General features: G+C 37.3%; 16 protein-coding genes. 10 read left to right on the forward strand and 6 right to left on the reverse strand.

Going from position 1 to position 15,027, the window contains the following annotated elements:
* Nucleotides 1–5: 5 nt before the first annotated feature.
* Both JWP71_RS17130 and JWP71_RS17135 read right to left on the reverse strand, forming a co-directional pair.
* A complete protein-coding gene (locus JWP71_RS17130) occupies nucleotides 6–2,984 on the reverse strand; it encodes a SusC/RagA family TonB-linked outer membrane protein (protein ID WP_299502514.1) in 2,979 nt (992 codons plus the stop codon).
* Nucleotides 2,985–3,042: 58 nt separating this feature from the next.
* Nucleotides 3,043–4,416, reverse strand: a complete 1,374-nt coding sequence (locus tag JWP71_RS17135) for an MFS transporter (protein WP_299502515.1) — start codon at nucleotides 4,414–4,416, stop codon at nucleotides 3,043–3,045.
* 298 nt (nucleotides 4,417–4,714) lie between these two features.
* Here JWP71_RS17135 and JWP71_RS17140 point away from each other — a divergent pair, with 298 nt between their 5' ends.
* A complete protein-coding gene (locus tag JWP71_RS17140) occupies nucleotides 4,715–5,707 on the forward strand; it encodes a LacI family DNA-binding transcriptional regulator (protein WP_299502518.1) in 993 nt (330 codons plus the stop codon).
* 291 nt (nucleotides 5,708–5,998) lie between these two features.
* On the opposite strand, the gene JWP71_RS17145 is transcribed toward JWP71_RS17140, so the two are convergent.
* Nucleotides 5,999–6,934: a cation diffusion facilitator family transporter gene (locus tag JWP71_RS17145; protein WP_299502521.1), complete on the reverse strand. Its 936-nt coding sequence runs from the start codon at nucleotides 6,932–6,934 to the stop codon at nucleotides 5,999–6,001.
* A gap of 171 nt (nucleotides 6,935–7,105) precedes the next feature.
* On the opposite strand from JWP71_RS17145, the gene JWP71_RS17150 reads away from it, so the two are divergent.
* The 4 genes from JWP71_RS17150 (at nucleotide 7,106) to JWP71_RS17165 (ending at nucleotide 10,156) form a co-directional block, all read left to right on the forward strand.
* Nucleotides 7,106–8,092, forward strand: a complete 987-nt coding sequence (locus JWP71_RS17150; RefSeq protein ID WP_299502524.1) for a DUF2975 domain-containing protein — start codon at nucleotides 7,106–7,108, stop codon at nucleotides 8,090–8,092.
* Nucleotides 8,093–8,157: 65 nt separating this feature from the next.
* Nucleotides 8,158–9,132, forward strand: a complete 975-nt coding sequence (locus JWP71_RS17155) for a DUF2975 domain-containing protein (RefSeq protein WP_299502526.1) — start codon at nucleotides 8,158–8,160, stop codon at nucleotides 9,130–9,132.
* A gap of 2 nt (nucleotides 9,133–9,134) precedes the next feature.
* Nucleotides 9,135–9,341, forward strand: a complete 207-nt coding sequence (locus JWP71_RS17160; RefSeq protein WP_299502528.1) for a helix-turn-helix transcriptional regulator — start codon at nucleotides 9,135–9,137, stop codon at nucleotides 9,339–9,341.
* A gap of 149 nt (nucleotides 9,342–9,490) precedes the next feature.
* Entirely contained in the window at nucleotides 9,491–10,156 is a 666-nt protein-coding gene (locus JWP71_RS17165; protein WP_299502531.1) for a DUF4397 domain-containing protein, read from the forward strand.
* A gap of 399 nt (nucleotides 10,157–10,555) precedes the next feature.
* Here the strand turns inward: JWP71_RS17165 and JWP71_RS17170 are convergent, their stop codons facing one another.
* A complete protein-coding gene (locus tag JWP71_RS17170) occupies nucleotides 10,556–11,434 on the reverse strand; it encodes a LysR family transcriptional regulator (RefSeq protein WP_299502533.1) in 879 nt (292 codons plus the stop codon).
* 106 nt (nucleotides 11,435–11,540) lie between these two features.
* Between JWP71_RS17170 and JWP71_RS17175 the strand changes: the two genes are divergently transcribed.
* The 3 genes from JWP71_RS17175 (at nucleotide 11,541) to JWP71_RS17185 (ending at nucleotide 13,302) form a co-directional block, all read left to right on the forward strand.
* Entirely contained in the window at nucleotides 11,541–12,263 is a 723-nt protein-coding gene (locus tag JWP71_RS17175) for a class I SAM-dependent methyltransferase (RefSeq protein WP_299502536.1), read from the forward strand.
* Between the two features lie 124 nt (nucleotides 12,264–12,387).
* Nucleotides 12,388–12,669 carry a pyrimidine/purine nucleoside phosphorylase gene (locus JWP71_RS17180; RefSeq protein ID WP_299502538.1) on the forward strand — a complete coding sequence of 94 codons (282 nt, stop codon included), beginning with the start codon at nucleotides 12,388–12,390 and terminating at the stop codon, nucleotides 12,667–12,669.
* Between the two features lie 303 nt (nucleotides 12,670–12,972).
* Entirely contained in the window at nucleotides 12,973–13,302 is a 330-nt protein-coding gene (locus tag JWP71_RS17185; RefSeq protein WP_299502540.1) for a heavy metal-binding domain-containing protein, read from the forward strand.
* A gap of 11 nt (nucleotides 13,303–13,313) precedes the next feature.
* On the opposite strand, the gene JWP71_RS17190 is transcribed toward JWP71_RS17185, so the two are convergent.
* Nucleotides 13,314–13,511, reverse strand: a complete 198-nt coding sequence (locus JWP71_RS17190) for a hypothetical protein (RefSeq protein ID WP_299502542.1) — start codon at nucleotides 13,509–13,511, stop codon at nucleotides 13,314–13,316.
* Between the two features lie 306 nt (nucleotides 13,512–13,817).
* Here JWP71_RS17190 and JWP71_RS17195 point away from each other — a divergent pair, with 306 nt between their 5' ends.
* Nucleotides 13,818–14,033 (forward strand): hypothetical protein, encoded by a 216-nt coding sequence (locus JWP71_RS17195; protein ID WP_299502544.1) that lies wholly within the window; start codon nucleotides 13,818–13,820, stop codon nucleotides 14,031–14,033.
* Between the two features lie 77 nt (nucleotides 14,034–14,110).
* On the opposite strand, the gene JWP71_RS17200 is transcribed toward JWP71_RS17195, so the two are convergent.
* Nucleotides 14,111–14,578: a CYTH domain-containing protein gene (locus JWP71_RS17200; protein ID WP_299502546.1), complete on the reverse strand. Its 468-nt coding sequence runs from the start codon at nucleotides 14,576–14,578 to the stop codon at nucleotides 14,111–14,113.
* A 242-nt stretch (nucleotides 14,579–14,820) separates the two neighbouring features.
* Between JWP71_RS17200 and JWP71_RS17205 the strand changes: the two genes are divergently transcribed.
* Nucleotides 14,821–15,027: hypothetical protein (locus JWP71_RS17205; protein WP_299502549.1), on the forward strand; the 207-nt coding region annotated here is incomplete at its 3' end.

Below are 15,027 nucleotides of genomic sequence, written 5' to 3' on the forward strand. Positions count from 1 at the left end.
TTAAATTAAAAGCCTGCGTTTAAACTAAATGTAAATGTGCGCGCCTTCGGATATGATGCATAATCAATACCTCTTGATGGTACATTGTTTAAAGCTTTATTGGTATTAATCTCTGGATCTAACCCTGAATAATTGGTAATAAGTGCAAGATTTTGACCACTTACACTTAACCTTAATGTTTTAATTGCACGTGGCTTAATAAGGTCGAAAGTATAACCGAAGGTTACATTTGATAATCTTACAAAATCACCTTTCTCAAGGAAACGGGTTGATAACTGGCCTGAGTTAAGCACGTTTTCACTGCTTGCTGCAACCTCAGGGGTTACGTTGTGACCGGTCACTAAGTTGCCTCTGTAAAAGTATGCGTTGGCAGTATTGTTATAAACATAAAAGCCTGTTGCTGCATTTATAAAAACACTTGCATTAAACCTACCGTAGGTGAAATTATTGGTTAAACTAGTGGTAAATTTAGGTAATGCGCTTCCTTGTAATGTGCCAATGTCAATGCCGTTTGGATAGATAGCAAAACCATTAGCATCAAGTCCGGCATATTGCGGTAATTTAAAGGTATATAATGGATAGTTATTGATTATTACCTGGCCGTAAGCACCTGATAAACCCTGGCCATTAATAGCGCCGGTATTTACGGTTGAATTTCCAAAATTTTCAACCTTGTTGCTCAAAATGGTCATGTTGTACGCTATATCCCATGAAAATATTTTGTGTCTGACAGCAGCAAGGTTTAAGCCTAACTCAAAACCTTTGTTTACAATGTTTCCGGGTAAATTAACCCAGCGATGGGTGTTTGCTGCAGGTTGTGCATAATCTTGTAAGAAAAGCAGGTCCTTGGTGCTTTTGTTAAAATAATCTAAGGTACCTGTTAATTGGCCACCAATTAGTGCAAAATCAATACCTGCACCGGTTTGTGTTACTGTTTCCCATTTCAAATTAGGGTTTGCATTTGTAATTCTGGATTTACTTCCATCTAAATTATATTGTGTAATTTCTAATGAAGCATACGGAGGTAATTCCTGATTACCGGTTTTCCCATAATTTATTCTTAAGCTAAAATCTTCAAAAATATTTTTTGGTGCAAAACTTTCATTCATTATTTTCCATTTTACCGCTAAAGCCGGAAAGGTTGCATACTTATTATTGGCACCAAATTTTGATGAGCCATCTCTACGTACTGTAGCAGTAACTAAATACCTGTCTTTATAAGAATAGTTGATCCTGCTATAGTATGATTGCAGTTGTGATCTTGTAGTATCACCATAAATTGGCAGGTGGTTTTTAAACGCGTCGATGCTTTTTACTAATGTATTTGCTGTGGTTGTATTCCAGCCAACCTGGTTCCAATTATAAGTATTTGATACCTGATAAGAATAACCAGCCAATACTGTTAAAGTACTGAAGTCGCGAAATTTCAGATCATACGTTAATGTATGCTCAGTTATCTGTGATGTTTGTTTAACGTTTTGGATCTGGCCGCGGCCGTTTCCTGATATTTGCGATAGCGTAAGTCCGCGCACATTATCGGCATCTGTATATCCGGCAAGTTTAGGATCATAATAAGTTGTCCTTTTACTCATACCGTAATCGTTTCCAAATGTAGCCCTATACGTTAAGTTATTAGTAATTTTTAACGAAGCACCTAAATTTCCCAGGTAGCGGTTAATGTTATCCTTATCATCTATTAAATTAAGCATAGCCACCGGATTACGATTGCTGCCATCAAAATAATAAGTACCATCTGGATTGTAAATTGGATAAGTGGGATTGGCGCCTATAGTTGCACCAATTAAACTACCCTGATAACCAGAATTATCTGCAATTGGGGCGTAGGTATTTTTTATATTAGAGGCTAAAAAAGTAAGGTCAAATTTTAACTTGTCGTCTAAAAATGATTGCGATGCATTAATGCGGCCTGTTAATCTTTTTAACCCTGAGTTTTTAACCGTGCCATTTTCATCATCATAACTAAATGAGCTCCTGTATGTAAATCCATCTTTAGCACCACCAAAAGCCAGACCTGTGTTTTGCGAAACCGCGGTCCTGAATATTTGCTTTTGCCAATCAGTATTAGCCTTCTGGTTAACAGCATTTGCATCTGCACCTGTTGCGGCAACAGCAGTTAAAAATTGCGATGCGGTAAGCAAATTATATTTCTTAGCCACCGAGCCGACAGTTGTGTTTGACGTGAATTGAATTCCTTGTCCCCGGGCTCCTTTTTTGGTAGTTATTAAAATTACACCGTTTGCGCCTCTTGAACCGTAAATAGCAGATGCGGACGCATCTTTTAATACGCTGATGTTTTCAATGTCGGCAGGGTTAATAAATTCAAGCGGATTACGTGCCGAAGATGATCCTAATGAGCCCGTAGTTGGCCCTGAATTAGAGGTGCCCCCACCTTGAATTGGTACACCATCGATAACATACAAAGGATCGTTACCTGAACGTATAGAAGAAGAACCACGAATATTAATAGTAGAGCTTCCACCAGGTTCGCCGTTTGATGGCGTTACCTGAACGCCGGCAATACGGCCTTGTAAAAGTTGTTCTGGGGTAGAGATAACCCCCTTATTAAAATCTTTATTGCCAAGTGAAGCTACAGACCCGGTTGCGTCTTTAACACGTTGGGTGCCGTAACCAATAACAACAACTTCGGTTAATTCGCTGATGCTTGCTTCAAGGCTAACATCAATTTGTGATTTGCCTGCAATATTGATTTGCTGTTTAGCAAAGCCTGTGTAAGAAAATATTAATGAAGTAACATCAGCGCCTACTGATAATCGGTATTTACCATCTGCATCTGTTACTGTGCCGGTTCCGGCGTTAGTACTCGCTACAACGGTTACTCCGACCAATGCCGAGCCATCTGTTTTGTTGGTAACTCTCCCGGTAATTACCTTATTTTGTGCCGACGCCTGTACAGCAATAAATAAGAATAATCCTAGGAAACATAATTTGGATAAGTGTTTCATATAAGATAAATTTAAAATTATGGTTTATAAGAGGTGAAAAAAAATAATGTGTTTCGTTCTATTTCATAGTGGGTTTAAGTTTAATAAAGTGAACTGAAGCTGCTGCTAGCAGTAGTAATATTCCGGCAAGCATAATGGCGTTTTCGGGATTGTTTCCCAGCCATGATTCATAATATAAAGGCATTGTTATGTTTTGCAATAGCATTGGTACAACTATAAACATGTTAAATATGCCCATGTATATGCCGGTTTTTTGAACGGGTATATTGCCTGCAAGAATTATGTAGGGATTACCCATCATGCTTGACCATGATAAGCCCATACCCACCATCGGCAGGAAAACCCAATATGAATTATGTATATAAGGTAAAGCTAAAAGGCCAATTCCGGCACAGCACAGGCATAAGCTATGGGTTAATTTATTGCCCGCTTTTCTGGCAATCCAAGCCAGACCAAAGGCTGCAACAAAGGCTATGAAATTGTAAAATGCTCCCAACTGACCGGAAAGCAAATCAGCATCTCTAAAGCCAGTTGGATGTGTGGCAGACGAATGGAATACTGATAATGATAAACACTTTGCTATATATATCCAGTAAATAAACATGGCATACCAGCTAAAAAACATCATGGGTATCATTTGTTTCATTACTATAGGCATTTCGGCTATTGCTTTACCTATTTCTTTAACTCTTACCCAAAAACCTTTTGGAGAACTGCGTATTTGGTGAACTTCATCGGCAGTTAAGGGTATTTCTTTTGTTGTTATAAGCGTATACAAAATGGCACCGGTAGATAACACCGACCCAATAGTAAAAGCCATTATGGTAGTTAGCGGTATATTGTTTTCATTAACAGCCAGTTTACTTATCCCGAAAAATATAAGTAGGGTAGGTGTTAAATATGACAGCGTTTGTCCGAGGCCGGTAAACGCGCTTTGCATAAAAAAACCTAAGGAATGCTGTTCTTCATCCAACTTGTCACTAACGAAAGCGCGATATGGTTCAAGGGTGATATTATTAGCAGCATCAAGTATCCATAATGTACTTGCAGCCATCCAAACCGAACTGCTATGAGGCATTATAAATAGTGAAATACTGCAAATTAGCGCACCTATTAAAAAGTATGGAGTGCGCCTGCCAAATTTGCTTGTTGTTTTGTCGCTAAAAGCACCTACAATAGGCTGAACGATTAAACCGGTTAATGGCCCGGCTAACCACAAATAGGATAGATTGCTTTCATGCGCGCCCAGATAGGAATAAATTGGGCTCATGTTGGCCTGTTGTAATCCAAAACTGTATTGTAAGCCAAAAAAGCCTACGTTCATGTTCAATATCTGCCAAAATGATAGTTTGCCTTTAATTGCTTTTATTGCAGCAAAGGCAGTATTTATTTGAACAGCTGGTTTTTCTAATATTGAACCTGTATAATTCATGGGCTGCTTTTAGGTTGTCAAATTGTGTTTTACTATTGCAAATGGGCTGTCAACCTGCCGAAAAGAAAATCCATTAAATAAATATGCTTTGTAAAATTTAATCATATAAATAATATAGGCCGTGGGCGATAATTGATTTGATAAATTTATAGGTTAACAGGAGGCTATTTATTGAAAATCAGGCAAATGGAGCTGCAAAGCTTTTCGCAAACGTTTGCGAAAAGCTTTGCAGTTAATAAAAAAATAATTATATGTAAATAAAATGTTACATTCACTGATCCAATTATTAAACCTACTTATGTCTGAAGTCACTTTAAAAAAGCTTGCAGGTATGCTGCAATTAAGCATTTCTACAGTATCACGAGCATTAAAAGATCATCCCGATATTTCCATAGAAACTAAAACCAAAGTAAAAGAACTGTCGGTTTTATTAGATTATGAGCCAAATACGTTTGCTATTAACCTACGTAGTAATCATTGCAAGGAATTTGGAATTATAGTGCCAACTATAACAAATGATTTCTATCAGTCATTTATAAGTTCGTTGGAAAATGAGGTTAGGCAATATGGGTATTCATTGATCATATTACAGTCTGGAGACGACCCAATAATAGAACTTGCAAACCTGAAACTTTGTAAGCAAAATAGGATGGCTGGTATATTTGTATCAATAACCTCAAAAACTACCGATATAAATAATTTCCTAAAGTTAGATGAACATCATATTCCGGTGATATTTTTTGATAAGGTACCGTCTTTTGAGGCTTGTAACAAAGTATGTGTTGCTGACGAGGCTGCGGCTGATATGGCAGCAAAAGAATTAATGTTAAAAAAGAAAAAGAACATACTTTCCATTTTTGGTAATCCGGAGTTGTTGATTACGCAAAAACGACTTAAATCTTTTGAAGATACCGTTTCTGGGTATGGGTTAAGCACGCAGCTTTATATTCATTACGCGCTTTCCTCGGATGAAGCCAGGGAAATAACAATGAATTCTTTTAAAAAGGTTATTAAGCCCGATGCGATATTTTGTATGACCGATGAGATTTTGATGGGAGTAATGAAAGCTATACAGCAATTAGAATTGCGCACCCCTCAAGATGTTGGTGTTATTGCAATAAGCGACGGATTTAAACCTACATTATACTATCCTGAAATTACTTACATTGAAACAAGTGGCTTTAAGTTAGCTAAATTAGCGTTTGCCAGAATGTTGGCATGCCTGGGTGGTAGTTCGTACGCACAGGAATTAAGAATTGAATCAATAGTTGTAAGCGGTGGATCACTGTAGTTTAACAAGAACCCTTTGTTATATAATTGTGACTACTCCATATCAAGGGCTGCCAATGTGATTTTGTTACACGCGAGTGTGTAACAAAATGTAACAAGTGAAACAAGATTTTGACTTAAAGTATTGTTTATAAGGAAATTGATAAAAAGTGATGTAACAAAATGTAACAACTTATTCGTCAGTTTTTTTAAGTATAATTTTGTAGTTATATATTGATAATAAGATAGTTGCAATTTGCCTGATTTTGGAGTGATGAAACAAGATAATGAGTCCAACAAACTACCGGGGTAACTATATATATCGCTGCACATCCGGGTCAACCTTTTTCTCAAAAACCTCGGGCTGAATGATAACGAAGCGCATCAACCTATATTCTTTTTTTATTTTTTCGCGAATGCGGTCAATGGCGTCGTTTATCTGGGCAGTATCCAGGTTGGGTTTAAAGGATACAATAAGCATTAACAATATTTCGGTAGGCGATTGATAGGTAGATAAGATATGCATCAGGCTTAATGTTGCCTCGTCATCCTCAATTATTTGTTTGATGCGTTGTTTGGTATCTTTACGTATACCTTCGCCCATAAGCAGACTGCGACTTTCTCTTGCCAATATAAGCGATACACCTACCAGTATCAACCCAACTAATAAAGAGGCAACACCATCCATATAAGGCTTATTTAAATGGTGACTCAGGTACAGGCATATCGCTACAATAAATAAACCAACAACCGCGGCGCTATCCTCAAACAATACTAAAAAGGTTGATGGATCCTTGCTTCTGATGATGGCATCCCACCAGCTCTGTCCCTCACGCAGTTTATTAAACTCAATTGCCGCAATAATCAGCGAGGAGCCTTCAAAGATTACAGAAATTGCCAGTACCACGTAGCTCCAGGTAACATCACCCAGTTTTTCGGGATGAATGATATGCGTTATACCCTGGTATATGGATATGCCGCCACCCAAGCCAAATATCAATATTGATACCACAAACGACCAAAAATACAGCTCCTTACCATAGCCAAGGGGCCGATGCTTATCCGGTTTCTTTTTACTAAGCTTTAGCCCCAATAATAGTAATACCTGGTTAATGGTATCCACTACCGAGTGTATGCCCTCGGCAATCATAGACGCGCTGTTGCTTATAGCGCCGGCTATAAATTTGGTAACCGCTATGAGCAGGTTTGCTAAAAGCGCCGCGTATATAGACTTGTTTGCTACTGCCATATTTATACAGTAATAAAAAGCAGGGCATTATGTTTTGGATGATGTTATTTAGCGTAGTGGTAGTTGCAGTTTAAGAAGTAATGTTATGCATTTTATTTATCGTAAATCAATAAATAATTAGTTTATATCAATAATAAATTATTTATTTGCGATGTATTTAATCATAACATAATGAAAGCCAAATTTAAACTAAACCCCGCAGCAGTTATTATTATCGCCTGTATTATTATTAGCGTAACCGGCATTATATGGATATTGATAAATGACATGGGGTACCGGGATACTACCCAGGATTGGAGCAACAGGATAATAAAACCTATTGATGGGTTCAAGGGGGGCGAAACTATCGTTGATATTGAATACAATGCAAAAAAGGATAGCCTGGCAAGCATGCGCGATCTGAAAAACGGCGACGGCTTTACGCATAACTGGCGTGAATTTGCCTATTTAGGCACGCAAACTAGCCTGGCGTGCGATACTTGTAGTTATAAGTGGTTAATAGATAAGAAATTGGCTCTGGAAATTAATGGCACCGGCTGCGACACTTGTGCAAATAAATTGTATGATGGGCACCTTCAAAATTACATTAAGCTTTATGCCTGGACCCTAAGAAGGAAGCTTGACCACTATGATGATGATAGTGTATTCTATGTGAAAAATTCCCAGGGCTATATACGTGAATGGTCTGATACCAGTAAAAACGTCTACATCAGTAACTTTGCCGATGTGCCGGTTAAATTCAGGTACAGCCATATGGATAATGCATTGCTTATACCGGTTAATAAAAGTAACGCAAGTTTATTCAGGCTAATCTGTCGCCTGTTAGAGGGTGTATATATTATTGGAATGATAATAGTATTGTACCTGTTTGCAAGGCTCATTTTTGATCTTTCAAAAGGGTTTTCATTTACCCGCAAAAACGTAATTCGTTTAAGATTTATCGCCATTTGTATTATAAGTTACCCTGTGCTAGTATTGTTGCTTAATTTATTCGTGAAACTGATATTTCATAATTACTTTACTGTAGATATTATGATGAGGGATGAGCTATGGATTGACGCATGGGATACTTTACCCGTGGGGTTATTATTCTCTTTATTATACCTGGCATTTAGCCGCGCTGTGATGTTACAGGAAGAACACGATCTAACTATATAGCCACGCCCATAATAGTAAACTTAGATGTAATGATGGCGAAGAAATAAACCTAAACCAATTTTGATATGAAAATCAAACTAAATACTAACCTGGTAGTGAATATAATCATTGTTTGCATAGGTATATACTTGTGCTTTCCTATCTTGAGGTTACCAAGTATCCATTTATTCGGGGACGGTAACACAAACGTATATAACAGCTGGCAAGCGCAGCATATAAAGCCAATAGATAATGTTGCGCTCGATGAAAATTTGCCTCATAGCCAATATGTAAAATTAAAAGATAGTATACTTACCATGCGTAATTTAAGAAGTGGTAATGCTTCTCTTGTAAACAGGGGCGGGTTGCCATTTATCAGTATTACCCATAGTTTAGCTTGTGATACCTGTAGTTTTAAATGGTATAAAGAGCATGCCTATCTTAACACTATTTATGAGCATAGTCAAAGTTATATTACACTAACGGGGTGGACCCTAAATACACGCAACTATTTGGGTTACGTTGATGAGGGTAAGTTTTATGTAGAAAATGGACAAGGCTATGTGCGCAAAACGGTACTTGACACATCTATAAAAAGGCCGGATGGGTCGGTGTATAATAAAATCCATGTAGCCGATGTGCCGGTTAAATTCAGATATAACCACTTGGATGGATCGTTATTAATCCCTGTAAGCAATAGAGGCGCCCATATCCTTGCTATCATAATTCGGGTGACAGGTGTTTTATTCTCTTTATATGTGTTATACCTGATCAGTATTTTTTTAAAATTTGCCATTGATATTTTTAAAGGACAAACCTTTACGGCTAAAAATATCTGGCGATTACAGCTTATTGCGTTTAACTTGTTAGGTTACTCGGTAATTATTTACCTGATGCATTATTTAATGAAATTTGTATTTCGTGAATATTTTATCCCCAGCGTTATATTAAAAAGTAATGTTCAAATTGGTTCGTGGGAAATTTTAGGCTTAGTAATTATATTTTTGCTGTCGTTTAGGCAGGGTAAAAAATTAAAAGAAGAACACGATCTAACCGTATAGCTATGCCCATAGTAGTAAATTTAGATGTAATGATGGCGCGGCGCAAAATGTCGCTAACCGAATTGAGCGAAAAAGTGGGGATAACTATGGCCAATTTATCTATACTAAAAACAGGCAAAGCCAAAGCGGTAAGGCTGGAAACGCTGGAAGCTATATGCCGTGTTTTAAATTGCCAGCCCGGCGATATATTAGAATTTGTTGAAGAATAACAACTAAAAAAGCTTGCTAAATAGATATGAATATTTTATTATTATTGTATATAGCAACTATTTAAATAAGGTACACGTAATATATTGTAATAATATAGGGCCAAAACCTTCAACCATAAATATTGTTTAAATTATAAAAACCTTTATATATGAAAGCAAACCTTTATTCCAACATGTGCAGATGCTTATCAATTTCAATAATTGCTTTGTTGTTTGCCTTTAGTTTTTCTTCCTGTAAAAAAAACACAACTGTTACAGCATCATCAGCGTTAAATATTATTAATGCCGGGGAAACATCGCCGCCGCAGGACTTTTTTGTAGATGATGCCAAGGCAAATACTACCCCCATTGCTTATACACAAAGCACCGGTTATTTAAGCGTAAGTGGCAGTCATACTTGTAGTTTCAGAACATCGGGTACCGGCACGGTAAATAATACGTTCCCTGTAGCATTTGCTCCCGGCGCATATTATAGTGTGTATTATGCCGACGATAAATCTGCTCTAGGTATACAAGACGATAAAACAATACCACAAACAGGTAAAGCCAGGGTGCGTTTTATTAATTTAAGCACCACTATGACAGCAAACATTGATGTTTATATTGCCGGTGGCGCAGCAGTAGTTACCGGTTTGCCCTATGAAAATTTTTCTGATTATTACGAGATCAACTCTTCTACAGCGCTTACTGTAAATGCTGGAGGTTCAACTACAGCACTGGTAAATATACCCGGTAATATACAAGCCGGAAAAATTTATACCATTTATATTTCGGGGGCAACAGCGCTTAGCTACCATGTTGTAACAGAAAACTAATTTAATTAACATATAATAAAAGCCCTGCCCAACTAAATGCTGAGCAGGGCTTTTTTGTTGTTTGATGAATTATTATTTACTTAGGGCCATGTTAAAAATAATGGCCCTGGCGGCAGCGTTTATATTAATTATTATGTATATCCGCACCATGAGACGGTGACTCAGGAAAATCGCTTTTAAAAACAGGTGGCTCCGCTGGAGCCCTTAAAATATCATCTTGTAATGCTATAAACAGGTAGTTCCGCTGGAACTATTGCGGCTTTCAGTAAATGACTCCGGCGGAGTCGCCTGTTTATAGCCTATAATGAATAAAATAAGGCTCCGTAGGTGCCTCCTAATATCCATTATGTTTTAAAAGCGATTTCCCTGCGGTGACCATCGTGCGTTTTAAAAAGGCGATTATTTGCTGGTGTAATTTTCAATAAACCATTTTAAGGCAGCATTCAGATTTGATTTTTTATAAGCTAAAACCACTTCGGTATTCACCGGAATGTCCTTTAAATCAACAAATGACACTTGTAAATTGGCGTATTGTTGTTTTAATGATAGCGGCAGGATAGAAACACCCAGTCCGGCCTCTACCAATTGTAAAATGGAGTGCACATTATTTACCTCATGGGTAATGTCAGGCTTAAATCCCAGTCTGTTGCATATTTCTATCAGTTTATCATAATAATGGGGTGCATATTCTTTGTTGAAGAAAATGAACGGTTTGTTTTTTATAAAAGCAGTTAGCTCATTATAATCAGCAAATTCTTTACCCCTTGATGGTATAACTACCATAAAAGGATCAAAGAATAGGGTTTGTACCTGTAGTTTATCAGAATGCACGGGTGCCCTTAGTATGCCAACGTCAAGTTTTCCCTGTTCAAGAGTCTCTATTTGTTTAATGGTTGGCCGCTCGTACAAACTGGTTTTAATATGCGGGAAAATTTGCCGTAGGGCCATTAAAACCTCGGCAAGATGGGGCTGATATACAGAGCTTATATAACCTATCTTTAATTCTCCGCTTTCGGCCAGATGAATTTGACGGGTCATGTTTTTGCTTTCTTCCAGCCGTGCAAATAGAGTATCTACTTCGTTTTTAAAATATTTTCCGGCATCAGTAAGTACAACACGTTTATTGTTACGTAAAAATAATTGCGCGCCCAATTCTTCTTCAAGTTCTTTAATCTGTCTGCTTAAAGGTGGTTGCGAAATAAACAAGGCGGTGGCCGCGTTCCTGAAATGCAGATGCTCTGCAACGGTTTTAAAATAATGCAAATGCCTTAGCTCCATAAGCTGTGATACTTTATAGCTATCAATTATTGATAAAATTGATATTTTTCAAATATGGTAAAATGGGATAAATTTGACAAGTGCAAAAAACTAAATACAAGCTATTATGATTACAGACTATTCAAAAAAATCAAACAACGAGGCAATAAGAGCCAGATTTGATAACGATGTTGAGCGTTTCGCCAATCTTGATACGGGCCAGCTAACAACCATTGATGCCCCCATAACCATGGAGCTTTGTACCGAAGCAGCAAAATATATTAATCCGGGTGCAAAAAACCTGCTGGATATTGGCTGCGGTGCAGGTAACTATACCTTAAAAATGCTAAGCAAGATTGGTAATTTAAACTGCACTTTAAATGATCTGAGCATGCCTATGCTGCAATGCGCCAAAGAACGCGTATCGGCACAAACCAATGGCGAGGTAAAGTTATTACAGGATGATATGCGCAATCTTAACCTGCCCGATAATAGCTTTGATATTATACTGGCCGCGGCAACGCTACATCATTTACGGGATAATGCCGATTGGGAAAACGTATTCGGCAAAATGTATAACGCACTAAAACCCGGTGGCAGCATTTGGATATCAGATTTAATAATCCATGACGCTGAACCGTTAAACAGGCTGTTCCAACAACGCTACAGTGATTACCTGGATACACTGGGCGGGCCGGAATACCGGCAAAAGGTATTAGATTATATAGCGCTGGAGGATACCCCCAGATCTGTAAATTATCAAACCGATCTGTTAAAAAAAGTGGGATTTAAAAATGTAGAGATACTACATAAAAACTCTTATTTCGCAGCTTTTGGGGGAGTGAAGTAAGCCCCACCCAAACCCTCCCCGGTAGGGAGAGCTTAAAAAAAATAAAAAAATTCTCTCCAATCCGGGGAGAATTATAGGGGGCTGAGTAAAACTTCGTAAGTTTGGTGCCACAAATAAAAAGGTAATGATAAACGTAAACGAATATTTTGACGGCGCTGTAAAATCACTCGCCTATACTACTGCCGAAGGTAAATCAACCATTGGGGTTATTGAAAGCGGCGAATATGAATTTGGCACATCAAGCCATGAAACTATGAGTGTTATTGAAGGTGAACTGGCAGCGTTGTTACCGGGCGCGCAAAATTGGGAAAGTTTTACCAATGGGCAGTCGTTCGAAGTGCCTGCAAAAACCTCATTTAAAGTAAGGGCCGTTGCGCAAACATCCTATTTGTGTAAATACAGGTAGGTTAAATCAATTTTGCCTTTGTATATAGTTTGGTTGAGATGAGGCCCACCTCTGGTTATAGTGATGCACTAATAAAAACAGGAGTACATAAAATAGTATAGTGAAAAACACCGCTATATATTCTTTTTTCATGGCTAAGACATATAAATATCAGCATAAGCTTGCCCCCAATATAATTATTTACAGGTTTAGGGGCCCAATTGTTTGTAAAAAATAACCTGGGAAAATGGCCTAATTAATTTGGAACAATTATATTTATAACGTCATGAACGTCATGAAAATTATACACAAATTTGTTTGATCATGGATACTTCACTTATTACTACCAGTACAAGTTTAGAGGGCTACCGCATAGTAAAACACTTAGGCGTAGTGCGTGGTATTACCGTACGCAGCCGTAGTATTGGGGGCAACATTGCAGGTGGGTTTCAATCGTTATTTGGCGGCAGGCTCTCTATTTATGTTGAGCTATGCGAACATACTAGGGAAGAAGCTTATCAGTTATTAATACAACATGCGCAGGTAGCAGGCGCCAATGCAATTATCAATATGCGTTATGATGCCAACGAAATAATGCAGGGTATTACCGAAGTATTAGCATACGGCACCGCGGTGGTGGTCGAAAAGATTTAGGTTTCCCCCGACTAATCAAAATAACTTAACGGTATATGTTTCCACATACCGTGCGAAAGGTGGCCGGTAAGCAATTCGTAAATAAGGTACAGCGGCCAAAATATATAGCATAGTATAAGCAATATGATGGAGTGGTTATAATACCAGTTTATCATTAATGCATATATGCCTAATAATAAGTATAAAATACTTGAATCTTTCTTATTCATAATACTTGATAGTTAGTTTGAAGTAATTATTTATGCTAAGTTAAAAATTAACTTTTAGTTTTTTTTTGCCACATGTTTGCAGCTGTTTTAAGCGGTATATACGCGCTTAAAGCAGCTGTAATTGCGTCCCGAAAACCAATAAGTTTTCCACAAATCAACAAAAAGGCCTAAAAAGGCCTGTTTATCCACATTTTTAGTGATAACTTTTATTATTTAATATATACTACTTAACAACAATAAACTATGTTTGTGAAAACAATTCACACCTTGTAAAGGTTAACTTTTTTAAACAATTAAAAACTTATCATGGCAACAACTACAAATGGCGGCATTACCGCCTATTCAGTGAAAACAAAAACTAAGAATGTACCAATGCTTGATCCTACAATTGATGTAAAATCAGGCAGGTATATTGCTACAGGTAAAGACAGTGCAGGCAACAAAATGGCTGCTATCATGAGCAAGGCTACTGCCGAAGGTCATATTTCTAGCGGAGCTGCTAAAAAAGGCAGTGGCTGGTAAATAATATTGTTACCTGGCAGATATGCCGTGTACAAAAATAAGGCAGGACTCTTTATGAAAGATCCTGCCTTATTTTATTACCATTTTTTAAAAGGATGAGTTGATAGATTGGAATTGTAATATTTTTCCTGGCCGGTCACTTCCTGTGTTACCCAGGGAGGAAGTTTAAATTGTTCAGTTTCCTGCTTCAGCTCAATTTCGGCAACTATAAGACCTTCGTTGTCGCCGCTAAATACATCTACTTCCCATAATTTACTTTCAAAATTTATACAATAGCGGGTTTTCTGTATAATGGGGCCGGCAAATTTCTCCAGCATTTCAATACCATCTTCAACAGGTATTGTATATTCATACTCACTGCGTGTAAACCCCAATGTTTCTCCCTTAAAAGTTAAGCAGGCATATTGATCTGTAATTCTTACCCTTATCGTTTTAGCAGCATCATTAACAATATATCCTTGCTTGAAATTTGAGCCAACAGGTTTAGATAATTGTTGCCATTGTATAGCATCTACCAAAAATTTTCTTTCAATTTCTATACCCATAAGTAAATTTAATTTTGTTATTAATTAAACAGCGTTAGGCCTTTGTTGCAAATAGAGGTTGTAACAAGGTTTTTATTTTTCGATTCGAATACAAAATACCTTAAATAACTATATTGTGCCACTAAATTAGTGTTTCTCTATACTACAAATTGTAAAAATATGTTAAAGAGATGCTATGCCTTAGTATGCTGTTGCTTTGAAATAGATATATTTAGCCATCTTTTTAATTTACCTTAACCATAATGATGAATTTAAGAAAATTTACCTTAATACTCACTTTATTAGTTGCAGCCGGTTTATCGGCATATTCTCAAAATGACACAATTAGTGTAAAAACAATTGTAGCCAAAACAGAAAAATTTAATTTAGAGCACCCTGTTGAAAAAGTTTATCTGCAATTTGATAAACCTTATTATGCCGTTGGCGATACCGTATGGTTTAAGGTGTAT

Origin of the sequence: Mucilaginibacter sp., assembly GCF_028287845.1 — a bacterium.
GTDB lineage: Bacteria > Bacteroidota > Bacteroidia > Sphingobacteriales > Sphingobacteriaceae > Mucilaginibacter.

What these genes read in the sequence shown, in the direction of transcription:
- JWP71_RS17130 (WP_299502514.1), bottom strand. Translation starts at nt 2,984, where the DNA reads ATGAAACACTTATCCAAATTATGTTTCCTAGGATTATTCTTATTTATT.
- JWP71_RS17135 (WP_299502515.1), bottom strand. Translation starts at nt 4,416, where the DNA reads ATGAATTATACAGGTTCAATATTAGAAAAACCAGCTGTTCAAATAAAT.
- JWP71_RS17140 (WP_299502518.1), top strand. Translation starts at nt 4,715, where the DNA reads ATGTCTGAAGTCACTTTAAAAAAGCTTGCAGGTATGCTGCAATTAAGC.
- JWP71_RS17145 (WP_299502521.1), bottom strand. Translation starts at nt 6,934, where the DNA reads ATGGCAGTAGCAAACAAGTCTATATACGCGGCGCTTTTAGCAAACCTG.
- JWP71_RS17150 (WP_299502524.1), top strand. Translation starts at nt 7,106, where the DNA reads ATGAAAGCCAAATTTAAACTAAACCCCGCAGCAGTTATTATTATCGCC.
- JWP71_RS17155 (WP_299502526.1), top strand. Translation starts at nt 8,158, where the DNA reads ATGAAAATCAAACTAAATACTAACCTGGTAGTGAATATAATCATTGTT.
- JWP71_RS17160 (WP_299502528.1), top strand. Translation starts at nt 9,135, where the DNA reads ATGCCCATAGTAGTAAATTTAGATGTAATGATGGCGCGGCGCAAAATG.
- JWP71_RS17165 (WP_299502531.1), top strand. Translation starts at nt 9,491, where the DNA reads ATGAAAGCAAACCTTTATTCCAACATGTGCAGATGCTTATCAATTTCA.
- JWP71_RS17170 (WP_299502533.1), bottom strand. Translation starts at nt 11,434, where the DNA reads ATGGAGCTAAGGCATTTGCATTATTTTAAAACCGTTGCAGAGCATCTG.
- JWP71_RS17175 (WP_299502536.1), top strand. Translation starts at nt 11,541, where the DNA reads ATGATTACAGACTATTCAAAAAAATCAAACAACGAGGCAATAAGAGCC.
- JWP71_RS17180 (WP_299502538.1), top strand. Translation starts at nt 12,388, where the DNA reads ATGATAAACGTAAACGAATATTTTGACGGCGCTGTAAAATCACTCGCC.
- JWP71_RS17185 (WP_299502540.1), top strand. Translation starts at nt 12,973, where the DNA reads ATGGATACTTCACTTATTACTACCAGTACAAGTTTAGAGGGCTACCGC.
- JWP71_RS17190 (WP_299502542.1), bottom strand. Translation starts at nt 13,511, where the DNA reads ATGAATAAGAAAGATTCAAGTATTTTATACTTATTATTAGGCATATAT.
- JWP71_RS17195 (WP_299502544.1), top strand. Translation starts at nt 13,818, where the DNA reads ATGGCAACAACTACAAATGGCGGCATTACCGCCTATTCAGTGAAAACA.
- JWP71_RS17200 (WP_299502546.1), bottom strand. Translation starts at nt 14,578, where the DNA reads ATGGGTATAGAAATTGAAAGAAAATTTTTGGTAGATGCTATACAATGG.